Source organism: Sinorhizobium sp. RAC02, from assembly GCF_001713395.1.
GTDB lineage: Bacteria > Pseudomonadota > Alphaproteobacteria > Rhizobiales > Rhizobiaceae > Shinella.
Window position 1 is genome coordinate 180,025 of record NZ_CP016451.1, and the last position, 15,486, is coordinate 195,510.

The 15,486-nt window shown below is 57.4% G+C and carries 13 protein-coding genes and 1 pseudogene; 11 read left to right on the top strand and 3 right to left on the bottom strand.

The window, feature by feature from the left end; translation table 11 throughout:
* The first annotated feature begins 6 nt into the window (after positions 1-6).
* From BSY16_RS20710 to BSY16_RS20745, 9 genes and pseudogenes are all read left to right on the top strand, one after another.
* A complete protein-coding gene (locus BSY16_RS20710) occupies positions 7-1,059 on the top strand; it encodes an ABC transporter permease (protein WP_069061782.1) in 1,053 nt (350 codons plus the stop codon).
* Between the two features lie 88 nt (positions 1,060-1,147).
* The gene (nikC, locus tag BSY16_RS20715; RefSeq protein WP_069061783.1) at positions 1,148-2,074 is read left to right on the top strand and encodes a nickel transporter permease; all 927 of its coding nucleotides are present in this window, start codon (positions 1,148-1,150) and stop codon (positions 2,072-2,074) included.
* A gap of 26 nt (positions 2,075-2,100) precedes the next feature.
* Positions 2,101-2,970, top strand: a complete 870-nt coding sequence (locus BSY16_RS20720; protein ID WP_069061856.1) for an ABC transporter ATP-binding protein — start codon at positions 2,101-2,103, stop codon at positions 2,968-2,970.
* Positions 2,967-3,725: an ABC transporter ATP-binding protein gene (locus BSY16_RS20725; protein ID WP_069061784.1), complete on the top strand. Its 759-nt coding sequence runs from the start codon at positions 2,967-2,969 to the stop codon at positions 3,723-3,725. The genes BSY16_RS20720 and BSY16_RS20725 overlap by 4 nt, the downstream gene beginning before the upstream one ends.
* Positions 3,726-3,789: 64 nt before the next feature.
* Positions 3,790-4,818 (top strand): porin, encoded by a 1,029-nt coding sequence (locus tag BSY16_RS20730; protein ID WP_171902461.1) that lies wholly within the window; start codon positions 3,790-3,792, stop codon positions 4,816-4,818.
* Between the two features lie 112 nt (positions 4,819-4,930).
* A complete protein-coding gene (locus BSY16_RS20735; RefSeq protein ID WP_069061786.1) occupies positions 4,931-6,106 on the top strand; it encodes a serine hydrolase domain-containing protein in 1,176 nt (391 codons plus the stop codon).
* Between the two features lie 127 nt (positions 6,107-6,233).
* Positions 6,234-7,298, top strand: a complete 1,065-nt coding sequence (locus tag BSY16_RS20740) for a dipeptidase (RefSeq protein ID WP_069061787.1) — start codon at positions 6,234-6,236, stop codon at positions 7,296-7,298.
* 535 nt (positions 7,299-7,833) lie between these two features.
* A pseudogene (locus BSY16_RS31495) lies at positions 7,834-8,153 on the top strand (hypothetical protein).
* A 31-nt stretch (positions 8,154-8,184) separates the two neighbouring features.
* On the top strand, positions 8,185-8,811 hold the full coding sequence (locus BSY16_RS20745; protein ID WP_069061857.1) for a hypothetical protein: 627 nt from the start codon (positions 8,185-8,187) through the stop codon (positions 8,809-8,811).
* A gap of 536 nt (positions 8,812-9,347) precedes the next feature.
* Here BSY16_RS20745 and BSY16_RS20750 read toward each other — a convergent pair.
* Entirely contained in the window at positions 9,348-10,598 is a 1,251-nt protein-coding gene (locus tag BSY16_RS20750) for a sensor domain-containing diguanylate cyclase (protein WP_069061788.1), read from the bottom strand.
* A gap of 659 nt (positions 10,599-11,257) precedes the next feature.
* Between BSY16_RS20750 and floR the strand changes: the two genes are divergently transcribed.
* Positions 11,258-12,469 (top strand): chloramphenicol/florfenicol efflux MFS transporter FloR, encoded by a 1,212-nt coding sequence (gene floR / locus BSY16_RS20755; protein ID WP_069061789.1) that lies wholly within the window; start codon positions 11,258-11,260, stop codon positions 12,467-12,469.
* A 589-nt stretch (positions 12,470-13,058) separates the two neighbouring features.
* Positions 13,059-13,622: a helix-turn-helix domain-containing protein gene (locus BSY16_RS20760; protein WP_286157243.1), complete on the top strand. Its 564-nt coding sequence runs from the start codon at positions 13,059-13,061 to the stop codon at positions 13,620-13,622.
* A 239-nt stretch (positions 13,623-13,861) separates the two neighbouring features.
* Here BSY16_RS20760 and BSY16_RS20765 read toward each other — a convergent pair whose 3' ends face one another.
* Together BSY16_RS20765 and alaE are read right to left on the bottom strand one after the other, a co-directional pair.
* On the bottom strand, positions 13,862-14,932 hold the full coding sequence (locus tag BSY16_RS20765) for an NAD(P)H-dependent flavin oxidoreductase (RefSeq protein ID WP_069061790.1): 1,071 nt from the start codon (positions 14,930-14,932) through the stop codon (positions 13,862-13,864).
* Positions 14,933-15,008: 76 nt separating this feature from the next.
* A complete protein-coding gene (gene alaE / locus BSY16_RS20770) occupies positions 15,009-15,473 on the bottom strand; it encodes an L-alanine exporter AlaE (protein ID WP_069061791.1) in 465 nt (154 codons plus the stop codon).
* Positions 15,474-15,486 lie beyond the last annotated feature (13 nt).

A 15,486-nucleotide genomic window follows, 5' to 3' on the forward strand; every position in this document is an offset into this window, starting at 1 on the left:
TCCACCATGCCGGTGGAGGCGGGCCGCTATGGCGCGTCCGTCACCGCAATTCTGGTATCCTTTGCGCGCTTCCTCGTCATCGCGGTCACAACGTACTTAGGTCTGCTGGCAGTAACCTTTTTCATCGGCCGGGTGATCCCGGTCGATCCAGTCCTTGCCGTTCTCGGAGACCGCGCACCGGCGGCCGTCGTGGAGCGCACGCGGCGAGAAATGGGTCTCGACCTGCCGCTTTTTGAGCAGTTCTACATCTATATCAAGGGCGTGCTGTATGGTGACTTCGGGAGATCAGTACTCACGACGCACCCGGTCATGGAGGACATCCGGCGCTTTTTCCCAGCGACGATTGAGCTGGCGACGCTGGGCACCCTGATCGGAACGGCCGTCGGGATCCCGCTCGGCGTGCTCGCGGCCGTGAAACGCGGAAGTATGACCGACCAGATCGTGAGGGTGATCGGCCTCGTCGGTTATTCCGTGCCGATTTTCTGGCTGGGCCTGCTCTTGTTGGTTCTGTTTTACGTGAAGCTTCAATGGGTTGGTTATCCTGGTCGCATCGATATTGCCTACGAATACTCCTTTGCCCCCGTAACCGGCTTCTTCCTGCTGGATTCGGCTATGCAGGGCGAGTGGAGTGTCTTCCTTGACGTCCTCCGCCACATCGTCCTGCCAGCCTCGCTACTCGGCTACTTTTCGCTCGCCTACATCAGCCGCATGACACGTTCCTTCATGTTGAACGAGCTTAGCCAGGAATACATCGTAGCTGCCCGCGCCAAGGGTCTTTCTGAAACCCGCATCATCTGGGGCCACGCGTTGCGAAACGCAGCTGTGCCGCTGGTGACCGTGATAGCGCTCTCATATGCCGGCCTGCTGGAAGGCTCAGTTCTAACGGAGACGGTATTCTCCTGGCCGGGTATCGGGCTTTACATCACGAACTCGCTGCAAAACGCCGACATGAACGCAGTTCTCGGCGGTACGGTCATCATCGGATCGGTGTTCATCGCGATCAACCTGCTCGCAGATGTTCTCTACCGGCTGCTTGATCCAAGGACGAGGGTGCAGTGAACCAACTCGCCCTCTCACACTTCCGTCCCGTCGCTTTCCGTCCTCAACAGGACCGCGAACGGACTCACACGTCACTACGGAGCCTAGAATGACCATGGCAGAACAATTGCCAATCTCCCGCCGTGAGTGGCTGCTTTCCGAGCAGCCAACGTCGCGATGGCAAGCCAGGCTCGGTCACGCCTATGCAACATGGCAGCGCTTCCTGACCAACCGTCTAGCGGTGATTGGGCTTCTGATCATCATCTCACTACTCTTCGTCGCCGCTTTCGCGGACCAGCTCACGACATACTCGCCGGTCGCGGGTGACCTGAAAAGCGCGCGGCTTTCGCCGCCCTCGGCGCAGCACTGGTTCGGCACAGACGACCTCGGCCGCGACATCTATTCGCGCATCGTCTACGGCTCTCGCCTGACGCTGTACGTCGTCGCTTTGGTGGCCCTCATCGCGGCGCCAATCGGCCTGCTGATTGGTACGGTCGCCGGTTATGCCGGGGGATGGGTGGATGCGGTTCTCATGCGGATCACGGACATCTTCCTAGCGTTCCCCCAGTTGATACTCGCATTCGCTTTTGTTGCTGCACTTGGGCCTGGCATTGAGAACGCTGTGCTGGCCATCGCGCTCACGTCTTGGCCGGCATACGCTCGCATCGCGAGGGCGGAAACGCTCACTGTGCGCAACTCTGATTACATCACGGCTGTGCAACTGATGGGCGCTTCACCCACCCGCATCGTCGTGCGCCACATCATGCCAGTCTGCACCTCCTCGCTCATCGTGCGCGTCACGCTTGACATGGCCGGAATCATTCTGACGGCGGCGGGTCTTGGCTTTGTGGGACTGGGTGCACAACCACCGCTCCCCGAATGGGGCGCCATGATCGCTTCAGGTCGCCGGTTCATCCTCGACCAGTGGTGGGTCGCCGCAGCGCCGGGCCTTGCCATCGTCATCGTCAGTCTCGGCTTCAACCTGCTGGGTGACGGATTGCGCGATGCGCTCGACCCGAGAAGCAGCGGCCAATGATGAAGATCCTAAGCGGAGACTTGGACATGCAAGGCAATGAGGCAATTCCCGGCGGGCCGGTATCCCGCAATCTCTTGGACATCGAGAATTTGCGCGTCACATATCCAACCCGGACCGGGGTCACTGAGGTGGTCCGTGGCGTCTCGTTCTCGCTTGGGCGTGAACGGCTGGCGATCGTCGGCGAATCCGGCTCCGGCAAGTCGCAAACCGGGCGAGCAGTGATGGGATTAACCTCGTCGCAGGCCACTGTGACCGCAGCGCACCTCACGTTTGACGGCATCGATCTGCTTGCTGCGTCGAAGAGCGAACGTCGACGGATTCGCGGCAAACGGATTGCCATGATCCTGCAGGATCCAAAGTATTCGCTTGACCCGGTTATGAGCATTGGCCGCCAAATTGTTGAGACCTTGCGGACTCACGAGGGCGTGCGCGCATCAGAGGCGCGGGAACGGGCATTGGACATGCTTGCTGCCGTGCAAATTCGCGATCCAAAACGCGTCTTCGATCTGTATCCACACGAAGTCTCCGGCGGCATGGGACAGCGCGCCATGATCGCCATGATGTTGATCGCCCGACCTGAGCTAATGATTGCCGACGAGCCCACGTCGGCGCTCGACGTTACGGTTCAGCTGGACGTGCTTAAAATCCTCGACCGTTTGGTCTCGGAACGCGGCATGGGACTGATTTTCATCTCCCACGATCTCCGTCTCGTGTCTTCCTTCTGCGATCGCGTCATCGTCATGTATTCCGGCAAGGTTGTCGAAGAACTTGCCGCGTCCGATCTTCCGCGCGCGCAACATCCATATACGCGGGGACTGCTTGACTGCATGCCGAAGATTGGCGCCCCACGCCATCCGCTGCCAGTGTTGGACCGAAGGCTGGAGTGGGCCTTATGAGCGGTTCGTCAAACACAGGTGCACTTATCGTCGAGCAGCTGGACGTCTTCTTCAAACAGTTCCACGCATTGAAGGGCGTGAGCCTAAGTGTTGAGCCCGGTGAATCCTTTGGTTTGGTCGGCGAATCCGGCTCCGGAAAGTCGACGTTGCTGCGCGCCGTTGCGGGTGTTATCCCAGTAGCCCGCGGTGTGATCAATGTGCACGGGAAAAAGCTCGGTCACCGTAGAGATCGTGCATTCTACCGCGACGTCCAGATGGTGTTCCAGGACCCTTACGCGTCGCTTCATCCGCGCCACACCGTCGACAGACTACTTCAGGAGCCGCTTGCGATACATGGCGTTCCCGACGCCGAGAAACGCATTCGCAACGTGCTGGACGACGTGGGCCTCGCAAGCAGCTTTCGCTTCCGCTACGCGCACCAGCTCTCGGGTGGCCAGCGCCAGCGCGTGGCAATCGCTCGCGCACTGATCCTAGAGCCAAAAATCCTGTTGCTGGATGAGCCAACCTCAGCACTCGACGCGTCCGTGCAGGCCGAGGTTCTGAACGTCCTCGACGACATCAGGCGAGAGCGCACGCTCACATATCTGATGGTCAGTCACGACCTCGCTGTCATCAACCATATGTGCGAGCGCCTGTTGATCATGCAGCACGGCAGCGGCGTGGAGGAACTCACGGCAGCAGCGTTGGCTGCAGGTGCTGCCCACGAAAAATACACGCAGAGCCTCATTCGGGCGAGTGAAGGCTTCGTGCGCTAGCCGGACCGGCTTTGACGGAAACGTTTCTTCCGCACGCAGCGGAATGCAGATGGGGACATCAACGATGCAAAGAGTTTTCTTGGGATGCATAGGTGTTTTGCTGTGGAGTGGCGCGCAAGTCCGTGCAGGTGATGCCGTGACCGTTGCGGTTTCTGAGCCAGCACTGCTCGTGCCAGCCTGTGACGTTGAGGAGAGTGGCTTTTTTCAGCTTGCCGGTACTCAGACATGCATGAAAATCAGCGGTTCAATTACGTACGATGTCAGTGCCGGCGAGGATGTTTATACGGGAGATCCGCTCCACGGCGTGAGCCCAACCGCAGGAGCGGCGGTGGACATCGCGACAGCCTCACAAACTGATCTTGGTACACTGGAGACGCTGATATCGCTCGATCTAGGCGAACCTGTCGACGGGGGCAGCGGCGTCACGCTTTCCGAAGCAGTTGTCGAGCTGGGTGGGTTGATGATGGGGGCGTCCAGCTCCCAATTCGACATCTGGCTGAACTCCGCAGGCGCTGTTCTCAGCGATGATGTCGTGGCGTATGGCCCCTCGTTTACTCATTTCATCAGCTATACGGCGTCTTTCGAGAACGGCCTGTCAGCGATGGTCAGTGTAGAAGATGGGGAGATACTCGGCGGCCAGATTTCTGTTTTCCGAGAAAGCTACCCGCACGTTGTTGCAGGATTGCGGCTGGAAACCGGTCAAACAGAAATCGGGACAGTCATCGGTTTTGATCCAGTTAACGATGAATTGGCTGCAAAGATCCGGTTCGACTTCGAGATGAGCGACGCATTGTCGGCCTTCGTCATGGCCGGATATCGGTCTAGATTTGGGGATCCGGGCTATTTCGGCGTCTGGGAGGGTAGATATGCGGCCTGGGCTGGTTTCTCGTTTCAAGCCAGCGAGAAGACAACCTTCAATGGTCAAGCTGCGTACACGGATACTGGAAAGTTCGCGATCGCTACGAGCGTTGATTATTCGCTTCTGCCTGCGCTGCTCATCACTGCCGAACTCGCTCTCACCTCGTTTCCAACAGAAGCGGAGCCCCGCGAAGGTGCTCTCGGAGCAATCATAAGCATTGAACGCGCGTTCTAGGTGATCGCGCGCGCATAGACGCATTTGCTCAGTTCACACAGACGCCAACTCCGCCGCAACCGGCTGACGTTCTAAGACATGTTTACACAAACTTACAAGAAGGAGACTGATAATGTTTTCCACGAGACGTTCACTGCTCAAGATTGGACTAGCCGGTTTGTTGGCCCCTCAACCGACCTTCGCTTTGGCGACGGAAAACAAGGGTGGTGGATTCGACAAATGGCAAAGGAAGTTCGAGGCTGGCGTGCCTGCTCGTATGGCAGCGGCCAAGGTGGTCGGCGCGTCATTCGCGATTACCTCGAAGAACGAGGCTGTGCGATATGCGGCATCGTTCGGCTTCGCTGATCTTAAAAAGCAGCGGAAAATGACCCCTGAAACGCCGATCCACCTCGCGTCAGTGAGCAAACTGTTCATGGCAGTTGCACTCGTCCAACTGTTCGAACGCCGGGGTTATGATCTGCATTCCGATATAAACACGTTCCTTGATTTTCCGGTAAAGAACCCCAGCCATCCGCGCGTGGCGATCACGCCTCACCAACTGGTTACCCACACCTCCAGTATTTCGGACGAGGGTTATGGAGACTACTCAGTCGAAGGTGACCCCACACAGAGCCTTGCGAGCTTCCTCAAGGACTACCTCGTGGAAGGTGGAAGCGCATACTCACCGAAAACCTCATTCCTCACGTCGAAACCTGGGGCAAAGTGGGATTACAGCAACGTCGGCGCTGCCCTGGCCGGCTACCTCGTGGAGGTGATCAGCAAGAAGAGCTTTTCTACCTATGTAGAAGAGAACCTCCTCGCGCCCCTCGGCATCACAAACGCCCATTGGTATCTCAGGGAGTTCGCGCCTGATGTTCTTGCCAAACCATACAGGTTTGAGAACGGCGAGTTTGTGGAACTACCGCAGGAAGGATATCCGGACGTGCCGGCCGGCATGCTTCGTTGCTCAGTGAGTGACTTGGCCAAGGCGCTACACGCGATGTTGGGTCAGCAACAGGGTAAGAACGCAATTCTCTCTCAAACGGCAGTGCGGGAAATGTTGCGCCGGCAGGTGGCCCAATCGATCTTTCCATTTCAGGGCCTTGGCTGGATCGAGGAAGAGACTGCAAAGCGCAAGGTCATCGGACATACCGGGAGCGACAATGGCGCGTCTAACATGGTGGCGCTGACAAAGGACAATAGCCAAGCTGTCGTTGTACTCATGAACATTGATGGCACCGATGACACGAGCTCCTTCCGAGCCTCGATCATCGAGGATCTTCTCGCTGGCGCAAAGCTGGTTAACTAGGCCATAGATTTGATCCCTCAGTGCAGCCGGCGCTTACTCTCGAAACGAGAACGGCGTCCGGCCGCGTTTTTAGTCCTAAGGCGAGCAGCGACCATAAGTCTCGCAGCCAAGATAAGATGATTAAAACATGACAGAACGAACCATGGTGCCCATTTTCGATGGTCACAACGACGTCCTCTACAGACTTCACACCGCCCAGGAGGCCGACAAGGTACGCCTCTTTACGCAGGGCGCACCGGCACACTGGCATATCGATCTGCCGCGAGCAAAACGGGGCGGGTTTGCCGGCGGCATGTTTGCCGTTTTCACCCCCTCCCCTGAATTAGCCGATGCGAGCCCTACGAAACCGTCTATTTATTCCATCAATGAACCTTTGCCACCTGCGCTTCCGCTAGATGAAGCGCGAGTGATGACTATCGCGATGGCATCCATATTGTTCGATCTCGACCGTGCCGGTGTCGTTTCGCTATGCCGCACGACGGCGGACATTCAAGCTGCGATGGAGAAAGACATCATTGCAGCGATCTTCCATATAGAGGGAGCCGAGTCGATTGATCGCGACCTGACCATGCTTGAGGCCTTACACGCCGTCGGACTGAGATCGATCGGGCCGGTGTGGAGCCGGCCCAACATCTTTGGACATGGCGTGCCCTTCCGGTATCCCTCATCGCCTGACACGGGGCCTGGCCTGACCGAAGTCGGCAAAGCCCTGGTCCGAACCTGCAATCAGATGGGAATTCTTGTCGACCTGTCCCATCTGAATGAGAAGGGCTTTAGGGATGTTCTAGCTCTGAGTGATGCACCGCTGGTGGCAACGCATTCGAACGTCCATCGGATTTGCCCCCATGCGCGCAACCTCACTCATTGGCAACTTGGAGCAATTCGAGAGACGGGCGGTATGGTCGGGTTGAATTTTGAAACCAGCTTCTTGAGCCCGGATGGACGCGAATCCGCGGATACGGGTCTAGACCTGATGCTTCGCCATACCGATGAACTCCTTGAATGGCTCGGTGAAGATGGCGTCGGCATGGGATCGGATTTTGATGGGGCTTCAATACCTGATGTGGTCGAGGATGCTTCAGGCTTGCAACGGATCATAGAGGCGTTCCGAGGTCACGGTTACGGAGATGAGCTTATTGAGAAGATCGCATGGAAAAACTGGCTGGCAATGCTCGAGAAGACCATAGGATAGATCGGTGCGGACCGAGGACGCAGATGCGAACTCCCTTGAGGATCGACGCCGTTCCCTCTTTTAGTCGTTTGCGCTGGATCCGAGGTCCTTCGCCGCCATCCAGCCAGCGAAGCAGGACCTCCAGACGGCCGTTGACACCGTTGACGTTGTACGTGGCGATTTTCACCTTTGTTTGTGATCGCCCTTGTCACCCTCGCCGGGCTTCGCATCGTGTTCCGCCTCATGCCGTTTATCGACCGAGAGTGAGCGCCCGACATCTACCGACTCCTTGACTTGCCGTCTTCGTCGCGGCGCAGGAAGCGCTTGTCGGTTCCGGTATCACAAGCTCGCGTTTCGACATGATCATTCCTCCTTTAACTCATAATCAAGATCGCGGAGGATGGATGGGCGCTCGCCTGCCTATTCGTTGGCCACGGTGAGAAAGCCGAAAAACCACCGTGTTCACCATCTCCATCGCGTCGGCTTGACACGCCGAGACCTCGTTCGTGGAAACCTATGGCTCACCGGAAAATTCCTGAAGAGAAAGGAGGTGGACGTGAGCGATTACCCCGTTACGCATGACGGCAGATATTTCGTCTTGCGCGGCCGCCTCTGGCGCAAGAGCGATCCCGCCTTGGCAGAGGTCGATCGTCAACGCCTCGTCAAAGACCTCATGTCCGCGCGTCGCTCCGTGCGGGACGCAAAGGGAAACTTTAGTGAGACCGCCAAGGCCGCAGGCGAGTGGACGACGCAAAAGTCGCTCTCGGCGAACGTGGGCCAGTGTGGTGGAACGATGGAACGCCGGATTTCAATCGCCATATGGTCAAGAACACGCCTTACGCCGATTGGTATTCCCGCCTTGCCAATCCTCGTTGACTTCACACACACCGGCACCCATTTGGCCCGTATGCCGAAAGACGAAACCAGCGACATCGAACTTATGAAGACGTGGACCTTGACCCCTGCCGCGACCCTCGGATCAGCGGTGCGCGCCAAAGGGATCTTGCTGGAACTGCGCGCGCGGCTCCCCCTGTCGTCGAAGAAGTCGCTCGTTCTCGAAAGCGGCGAGATCGTGCTCGCGATGCCGTCGGCCGCGAAAACAGAATTTCAGGCAGCCGTTGGCATTGTCTCGACGGCCATGAAGGACATCGAAAACCTGCCCGTCATTCCTCGGGAAATCCAGGACATCCTCGTGATCAAGCAGGGGGAGAGGCGCCGCTGGCTTTCCGACGGTCGCCTGCCCAGCGCGGCAACCCGGACGGTGCGTTTGGCGGGGCGTGCCAAACAGATAACCTTCCACGTCTTCGATCCGCGTGTTGTCGAGGAACTCCTGGATAGTGGCGAAGTGGACGAATGGCGGGAGGACGACATCACGGCGGCGGCGGAAAACAGGCGTCGGGCAGCGTACAAGGCGAAGCTGACCCGCTCTTTGAAAAAGCGGTCGAAAAAAACGGAGGTAAGCGGTAAGTCGGACGACGCGTCCCCATCCCTGGACGACTGGGCCGAATTCGACAGCGAGGGATTTTTGCGGTAGCGGTGCCCACAACAGGGTCGGAGCGTCGGCCGCCTTCTTTCGGGACCTCACTTCATCCACGCGATCCATGATGATCAGGGCCGCCACTCCGAACGATGCGTTTGCGTTATGGACAACATGCGCAATTCTCGCCTTCGAGTCGAACCGGCGACCCTGCAGTTTAAGGTCACGTGAGTTGTATCATTTCAATCGTGGCCGCGCTGGCTGTTAGCGTGGAAGCATGTTTCTGAGACCAGAGTGCTTTCAAGCGCAAAGTTGGCCGTTCAGTATTACACATACATGCTCAGCGATGTGTACAAATCAGAATTCCTCCTTTCCCAGATAAAATACAGCTGGGTACTAAATACGAACATTCTTTTCTTGGCGCGGGAATGCGGATTTGACACTTTCGCTGGGTGTTGGGGATGGTCAATAGCCATTTCTTCCTGCAAAGCACGACTCACCGAGCAAGTTCTGCACGACTTCAACAGCAAGGGCGGCTTGTAGCACTAAAGCAAACGCCCGATCGTGTTGGATCGCGCGATAGGTCTTCGCTTTTATCGAAAGCTGACCTCAAGGTGCTGACGATCCTGAGCAACAACACGGCAGTTCGTCTCGAAACCCTCTGCTTGGATAGAAAGGACGAACTGCGAAGGTATACCAGACGTGTTGGAAACGGAGATATTGGCGCCGTCTGCTCCAAGCGACCGAATTGTGCAATCGAAAGTGGAGCGCCTGTCGTTGAAGATGATCGTGCCAGCCTTCAAGACACGACGCCGCTCAGTTGCTCCCGGCAGTTCCGCAGAACCCCAGGACACGCAACGGTCGCGGCCTGCCTGTTTTGCTCGATACATGGCAGCATCCGCCTGAGCCAGCAGGGTATCGACGTCTTTCGCGACAATCGACATAGAAGCAGTACCGAAACTTGCGGTCACCCGAATTGTATCGGTCCCCATCTCCACCTGCTTAGAGGATAATGCCTGGCGCAGCTTTTCCGCAACACCGATTGCGTCTTCGCGATCGACATGCGGCAGGAGAATAGCGAATTCTTCGCCGCCTAACCGGCCGAGGAGGTCGCCCCCTCGCAGTTGCTCCCGGCATGTGGCTGCTACAAGCTTCAAGACATCGTCACCCGCCGCATGCCCATAGGCATCGTTCACTTTCTTGAAATGATCAACGTCAAGTCCAATGCATGAGACATCATGGTTGTGACGAGTTGCTTGCGACAGGATTCGAGAAGCCTCTTCCCTGAAGGCACGGCGTGTGAGGGCTCCGGTCAAGCTGTCCGTCGCGGCCGATTTCAGCGCCTCGACCCGATCCATGGCAACACCCGCCAGTTCCCGAAGAATGCTCAAATCTCTGTTTCCGAACGAGCGCGGTTTCGTGTCGATGGCGCAGACCGTCCCGACCGTGTGGCCATCTGCCGTCTTCAGGGGCACGCCGGCATAGAATCGAATGTGAGCATCCCCCGTCACCGCGGGATTTAAAGCAAAACGGGGATCGCGGGTTGCATCCTGAACAACTATAGACTCCTCGCAATCGACGACATATCGACAGAAGGTATCCTCGCGCGGCATCTCGTCTACCGGAAGGCCAGAACATGCCTTGTACCACTGACGATGGGCGTCGATGAAGGAGACGATTCCGATGTCTACCGTGAATATCTCCTTGATCAACCGGACCAATCGGTCGAAACCCGCATCGCGTGGTGTATCCAGCATGTCCAGCTGGTCGAGCGCCGCAAGCCGGTCCATTTGGCGCTGTGCCGCTTCCGCTGATGATTTGCCAAACGCACGAACGACGGTCATGGGAACCCCTTGTTTCGTGCGATCATGCGCAGGATTTCGTAAACAGCCGGTTGCGTCGAAGGGTCTTGAAAGGTGTCGAACCGCAGACCCCGTAGTTCAGTGGGTTTTATTGGCAGCACCTTCCCGATCCGGGCAACAGTTTGCTTGCCGGAGTGGCCGGTTTATCCGGCCCTGGAAGCCGGGGTGACATAGCGGTGATAGAGGGCGGGCGACCTCTATCACCGCTTCCGACCCCAAGTCAGCCATTAGCTGTCGAAATACGAAATCCTGAAGGCGGTCTCTGTCAGATCACGCCAGTGCGGTTTCCACCCTGTCGGAAACACTCCTTGACGGCGATGGCGATGGGACCCGATGCAGCGCAATGACGGGATATCTACTTATGCAGCATGGCCATCCGGGAACCGCTTGAACGGGGTGTACGCTGAAGCCTCGGTGCGACAGGCCTCAACCCTGTCGCCTTGCGGAGCAACATACAATCAGATAGTGAGCAGCTATCCAAATTCGGAATTGTGGAGTCATCAGATGGAAAGTTCCAAGTCAGCAGACAAGTAAGCTGCAACAACCAGTATTGTTGTTGCGGCGCTCTGTAAGACCAAGCCCATCTGATTGCTGACGAGCAGACGCCGCCCGGTATTCCTTAATCGAGCGGTTGATTTACCATGACCACCACACGCCCCGCGTGGGCCTATACGCTGCCGGCAGCCCTGCTGCTGATGGCTCCCTTCGACATTCTCGCTTCACTGGCGATGGATATCTACCTCCCCGTCGTTCCAGCGATGCCTGGCATCTTGAACACGACGCCCTCCATGATCCAACTCACCTTGAGCCTCTACATGGTGATGCTCGGGGTGGGCCAGGTGATCTTTGGCCCGCTCTCAGATCGCATCGGGCGACGGCCAGTCCTGCTTGCGGGCGCAACGGCTTTCGTCATTGCGTCTCTGGGAGCTGCTGGGTCTTCAACTGCACAAGGCTTTGTCGCTTTCCGTCTGCTTCAAGCAGTTGGCGCGTCGGCAATGCTGGTGGCGACCTTCGCGACGGTTCGCGACGTTTATGCCAATCGTCCCGAAGGTGTTGTCATCTACGGCCTTTTCAGTTCGATGCTGGCGTTCGTACCTGCGCTCGGCCCTATCGCCGGAGCGTTGATTGGTGAGTTCTTGGGATGGCGGGCGATATTCGTTACACTGTCTGCACTGGCATTGCTTGCACTGCTGAATGCCAGGTTCAGGTGGCACGAAACCCGTCCTCTGGATCAAGCGAAGACGCGCCGATCCGTTTTGCCGGTTTTCGCGAGCCCAGCCTTTTGGGTCTATACGGTTGGCTTTAGCGCCGGCATGGGCACCTTCTTTGTGTTCTTCTCGACCGCCCCCCGCGTGCTCATAGGTCAAGCTGGCTATTCCGAGATCGGCTTCAGCTTTGCCTTCACGACCGTCGCGCTCGCCATGATCGTGACAACCCGTTTTGCGAAGTCCTTTGTCGCCAGATGGGGTATCGCGGGATGTGTTTCGCGCGGGATGGCCCTGCTCGCTTGCGGCGCAGTCTTGCTGGGGATCGGCGAACTCTTCGGGTCGCCGTCTTTCCTCACCCTTATCGTACCGATGTGGGTTATGGCGGTCGGAATCGTCTTCACAGTATCTGTAACCGCCAACGGCGCTTTGGCGCAGTTTGACGACGTCGCCGGATCGGCGGTTGCGTTCTACTTCTGCATCCAAAGTCTGATAGTCGGCATCGCCGGGACATTTGCGGTGACGCTAAACGGAGACACAGCGTGGCCCGTGATCTGTTACTCAACGACGATGGCGGTGCTGGTGCAATTAGGGCTGGCGGTCCTTCGGTCCCGTGAGTTTGCCAACGACAGGTCGCCAACAATTTGATCGGCAATAAAGCAGTATGATCATCAGTGCGGCTCACTAGCCATCAGGCCTCGTGAATGGCGGTATCCTGTCCTGCAGGATACCGCTCATCTCTCTTTTTCACTTCTTTGCCTACGCGACTATTGGGAGAAGTCCCCTTTGCCGATCTCATTTCCGAAAGCTGCCCGGCTGTTTCCCACCTAATTGGGACATTCAGCCCAAACAGGCCGAGCGGCTGCTTTGGAGAAATTTGCGGCCCGCGTGAACGGCCGGAGTGGAGGCGCAAAACCGTCGTTGCGAATGAACCACAGCTAGCTCGAGCACGATGCCCTGCGAGTGTCTTCGCCTTGATAGGAATCGAACCGGCGACTTGTTGGTCAGATAGCTTAAGTGTCTGAAAAGACATACTTCGTGGGATAACGCCTATTTATGGAACTTTGCTGTCTCCTCCCTCTCGATCATTTTGTATACGGAGGCGAGAGCAGTCAGGCGCGCGGCAACTCCCTTGTTAGGAGGGGCGCCTTGCAGACGCGGCCTTACCGTGCGACATCGGAGATGTGCATGCCAGCTAAATGCCTCGCGCGGTAGTGGCCGTTGGCGCAAAACGGTGTTGCGCGAAGCGGAACGCGTGCCGCGCTCCTATGCTCAATATGCCAAAAAAGAAGATCGTTGGACCTGCGCGGTGGCAGCCGGGGATCTGAGGGATCCGGTGGGCGAGCCTTTGGCTCGGCTTGTTGGGCTCTTGCGCACTCCGGAAGACATCGGAATGCTCGGGCCGCACTACGAGAGTGAACTTCACTACCGCCTGCTCCAGAGTCCGATGGGTGATACGCTGCGTCAGATCGATCAGCAAAACCGATCGATTCACCAGATCAAGATGGCCGCCGACTGGCTAGCGTCCAACCACAACGAGGCCATCAATACCCCGGATCTCGCAGCATCCGCGGGAATGAGCGTCACTTCGTTTCATCGCCACTTCAAGGACGTGACCGGGTTCTGCCCGCTCGCCTTCCAACGCCATATCCGCCTTCTGGAGGCTCGCAAACTCCTGGCCAGTGGCTCGGCCGCAGTATCGCGTGTAGCTTACCGGGTAGGCTACGTCAGTCCATCGCAGCTTCCGATCGGTTCGTACCAAGTCTGTTCTACCAAATTCGAGACGATGGCATTGTTATAAGCTCGGAACCACTTGACGAGAATGTGGAAGGCTGGATCGAGCTTTCACCAAACACAGCAATCACGACAGACGGGCGGACAATGGAGCAACGGGTTTCAGACCTTGAATCCCCCGGTGACATCCGCATACCGTCGCAGTGGACTCCTGCCTGGCTGTCAGTGTCAGAACCAGGATAAACACTATTCGACCGGTCATCGCGGCACACCGGGAGCTTTTCCAGTTGATCTGCCGTGATTATGTCAACCCGACGACTGAACCTTCGCGCTGGCCGCCGTAAACTCTTCGACCAGAATTTTTACGAGTTGCGCTGCTGGGAACTCCCGGGCGAGCCGCGCCCCCTGCCCTGCCCAGTGGACCGCAAATTCGTTGTTGCCCGTTCTTGTCGCAGCTGCATGAAGCTGCTTTGCAAGATCATATGCTACCGGATAGTCGGCCGGCGACAGTCCTGTGCCCGCCTCGCCGTGCATGATCAGCTGGTTAACGATCCCGCGCGCGGGGCGACCCGATACTACAGATGTCAATCGTGTCAAGCCGGATCGAGAGCTCTTGAGATTTGCCCGGTATCCCTCGTCAGCCGCCGATTCCGGGCACAGGATGAAGGCGGTGCCTAACTGGGCGGCCACGGCACCCTCATCGAGCGCGGCCTTAATTCCGTAGCCATCCATCACCCCGCCTGCCGCTACTACGGGAGGCCCGCTGTTCTGGACCAGCAGCCGTACCAACGGGAGTGTAGCGAGCCGATTATCTTTTGCGCGTGTATCAAACACGCCCCGATGACCTCCGGCCTCGATACCCTGGGCGATGATGCCGTTGATACCGGCTGCTTCGATGGTCCGAGCTTCTTGCAGGCTAGTCGCTGTTGCCAGCGTTTTGATGCCTGCCGCCCTGAACGCGGCAATTTTTTCGGCTGTTGGAATACCAAAATGAAAACTGACGAAAGCAGGACGCACTTCCAGAAGCATTTGAAACGCTTCATCATCGAGAACGAAGGTCTGGTAAATCTCGTTGAGACTTTCCGGTGCCTTCGCACCAAATTTCTCGAACAGAGCAGAAAAATGCCTGATCCAGGCCGCCTCGATGTTCCTGTCCCGCCGCGGCGGATCATTGCAGAAGACGTTTACGTTGAACGGTTGGGCGGTGAGTGAGCGGGTTTGAAGGATTGTTGATCTTGCCTGGGCAACCGAGCTTGCACCAATCCCGAGCGAACCAAGGGCACCTGCGTTGGAGACCGCCGCTGCCAAGGCCGGAGTGGAAACACCCGCCATCGGTGCCTGGATAATCGGGTGAGCTGTTCCCAATAACTCGATCATGATGGTTTCCTCAATTTTGTGATCCGTCACAGCCTCGCGTCAGGTTGGGAGAGGATAGGCTGTGGACCCACTTTTCTCAGTTATTCAGCGACATCGGTTTTGTTCCGCCCCGGGGCAAACCGAAAAGCTTTCTTACCCAATTGAGGAACGCACCGTAAGGCCGCCCCAGTACCAGCATCATGACTGTTGCGCCGATGATACCACTCAGCAATCCGCCTCCTTCTGCGCCGCTTACCACGATAATGGCTGCATAAATCGGCACCTGAAACGACATGAGAGCAGCGCTGTCCCAGAACAGTCGCGATAGCTCCGTCTCCCCAGCGCGCTGCATGAGGAAGTCGCGCCAAAGGCCATAAGGCCGCGCAACCGGAACCATAAGGACCGCCCCTAGCAACCGGGCATGACAGACCTGCTCCCACGTCATTCCAGCAATCATTCGCTCGTTGAATGCACCAGTTGTTGTGAAGAACAGAAGAAGCGCCAGTGTGTCGGCAATAAATGATCGCCGACGGACTGATTTTTCCTCCCGACTGACAGCCATAACGTCGTCTTCT

What these genes read in the sequence shown, in the direction of transcription:
- alaE (WP_069061791.1), bottom strand. Translation starts at nt 15,473, where the DNA reads ATGGCTGTCAGTCGGGAGGAAAAATCAGTCCGTCGGCGATCATTTATT.
- BSY16_RS20735 (WP_069061786.1), top strand. Translation starts at nt 4,931, where the DNA reads ATGTTTTCCACGAGACGTTCACTGCTCAAGATTGGACTAGCCGGTTTG.
- BSY16_RS20730 (WP_171902461.1), top strand. Translation starts at nt 3,790, where the DNA reads ATGCAAAGAGTTTTCTTGGGATGCATAGGTGTTTTGCTGTGGAGTGGC.
- BSY16_RS20745 (WP_069061857.1), top strand. Translation starts at nt 8,185, where the DNA reads ATGCCGAAAGACGAAACCAGCGACATCGAACTTATGAAGACGTGGACC.
- nikC (WP_069061783.1), top strand. Translation starts at nt 1,148, where the DNA reads ATGACCATGGCAGAACAATTGCCAATCTCCCGCCGTGAGTGGCTGCTT.
- BSY16_RS20750 (WP_069061788.1), bottom strand. Translation starts at nt 10,598, where the DNA reads ATGACCGTCGTTCGTGCGTTTGGCAAATCATCAGCGGAAGCGGCACAG.
- floR (WP_069061789.1), top strand. Translation starts at nt 11,258, where the DNA reads ATGACCACCACACGCCCCGCGTGGGCCTATACGCTGCCGGCAGCCCTG.
- BSY16_RS20710 (WP_069061782.1), top strand. Translation starts at nt 7, where the DNA reads ATGCCGGTGGAGGCGGGCCGCTATGGCGCGTCCGTCACCGCAATTCTG.
- BSY16_RS20725 (WP_069061784.1), top strand. Translation starts at nt 2,967, where the DNA reads ATGAGCGGTTCGTCAAACACAGGTGCACTTATCGTCGAGCAGCTGGAC.
- BSY16_RS20765 (WP_069061790.1), bottom strand. Translation starts at nt 14,932, where the DNA reads ATGATCGAGTTATTGGGAACAGCTCACCCGATTATCCAGGCACCGATG.
- BSY16_RS20720 (WP_069061856.1), top strand. Translation starts at nt 2,101, where the DNA reads ATGCAAGGCAATGAGGCAATTCCCGGCGGGCCGGTATCCCGCAATCTC.
- BSY16_RS20740 (WP_069061787.1), top strand. Translation starts at nt 6,234, where the DNA reads ATGACAGAACGAACCATGGTGCCCATTTTCGATGGTCACAACGACGTC.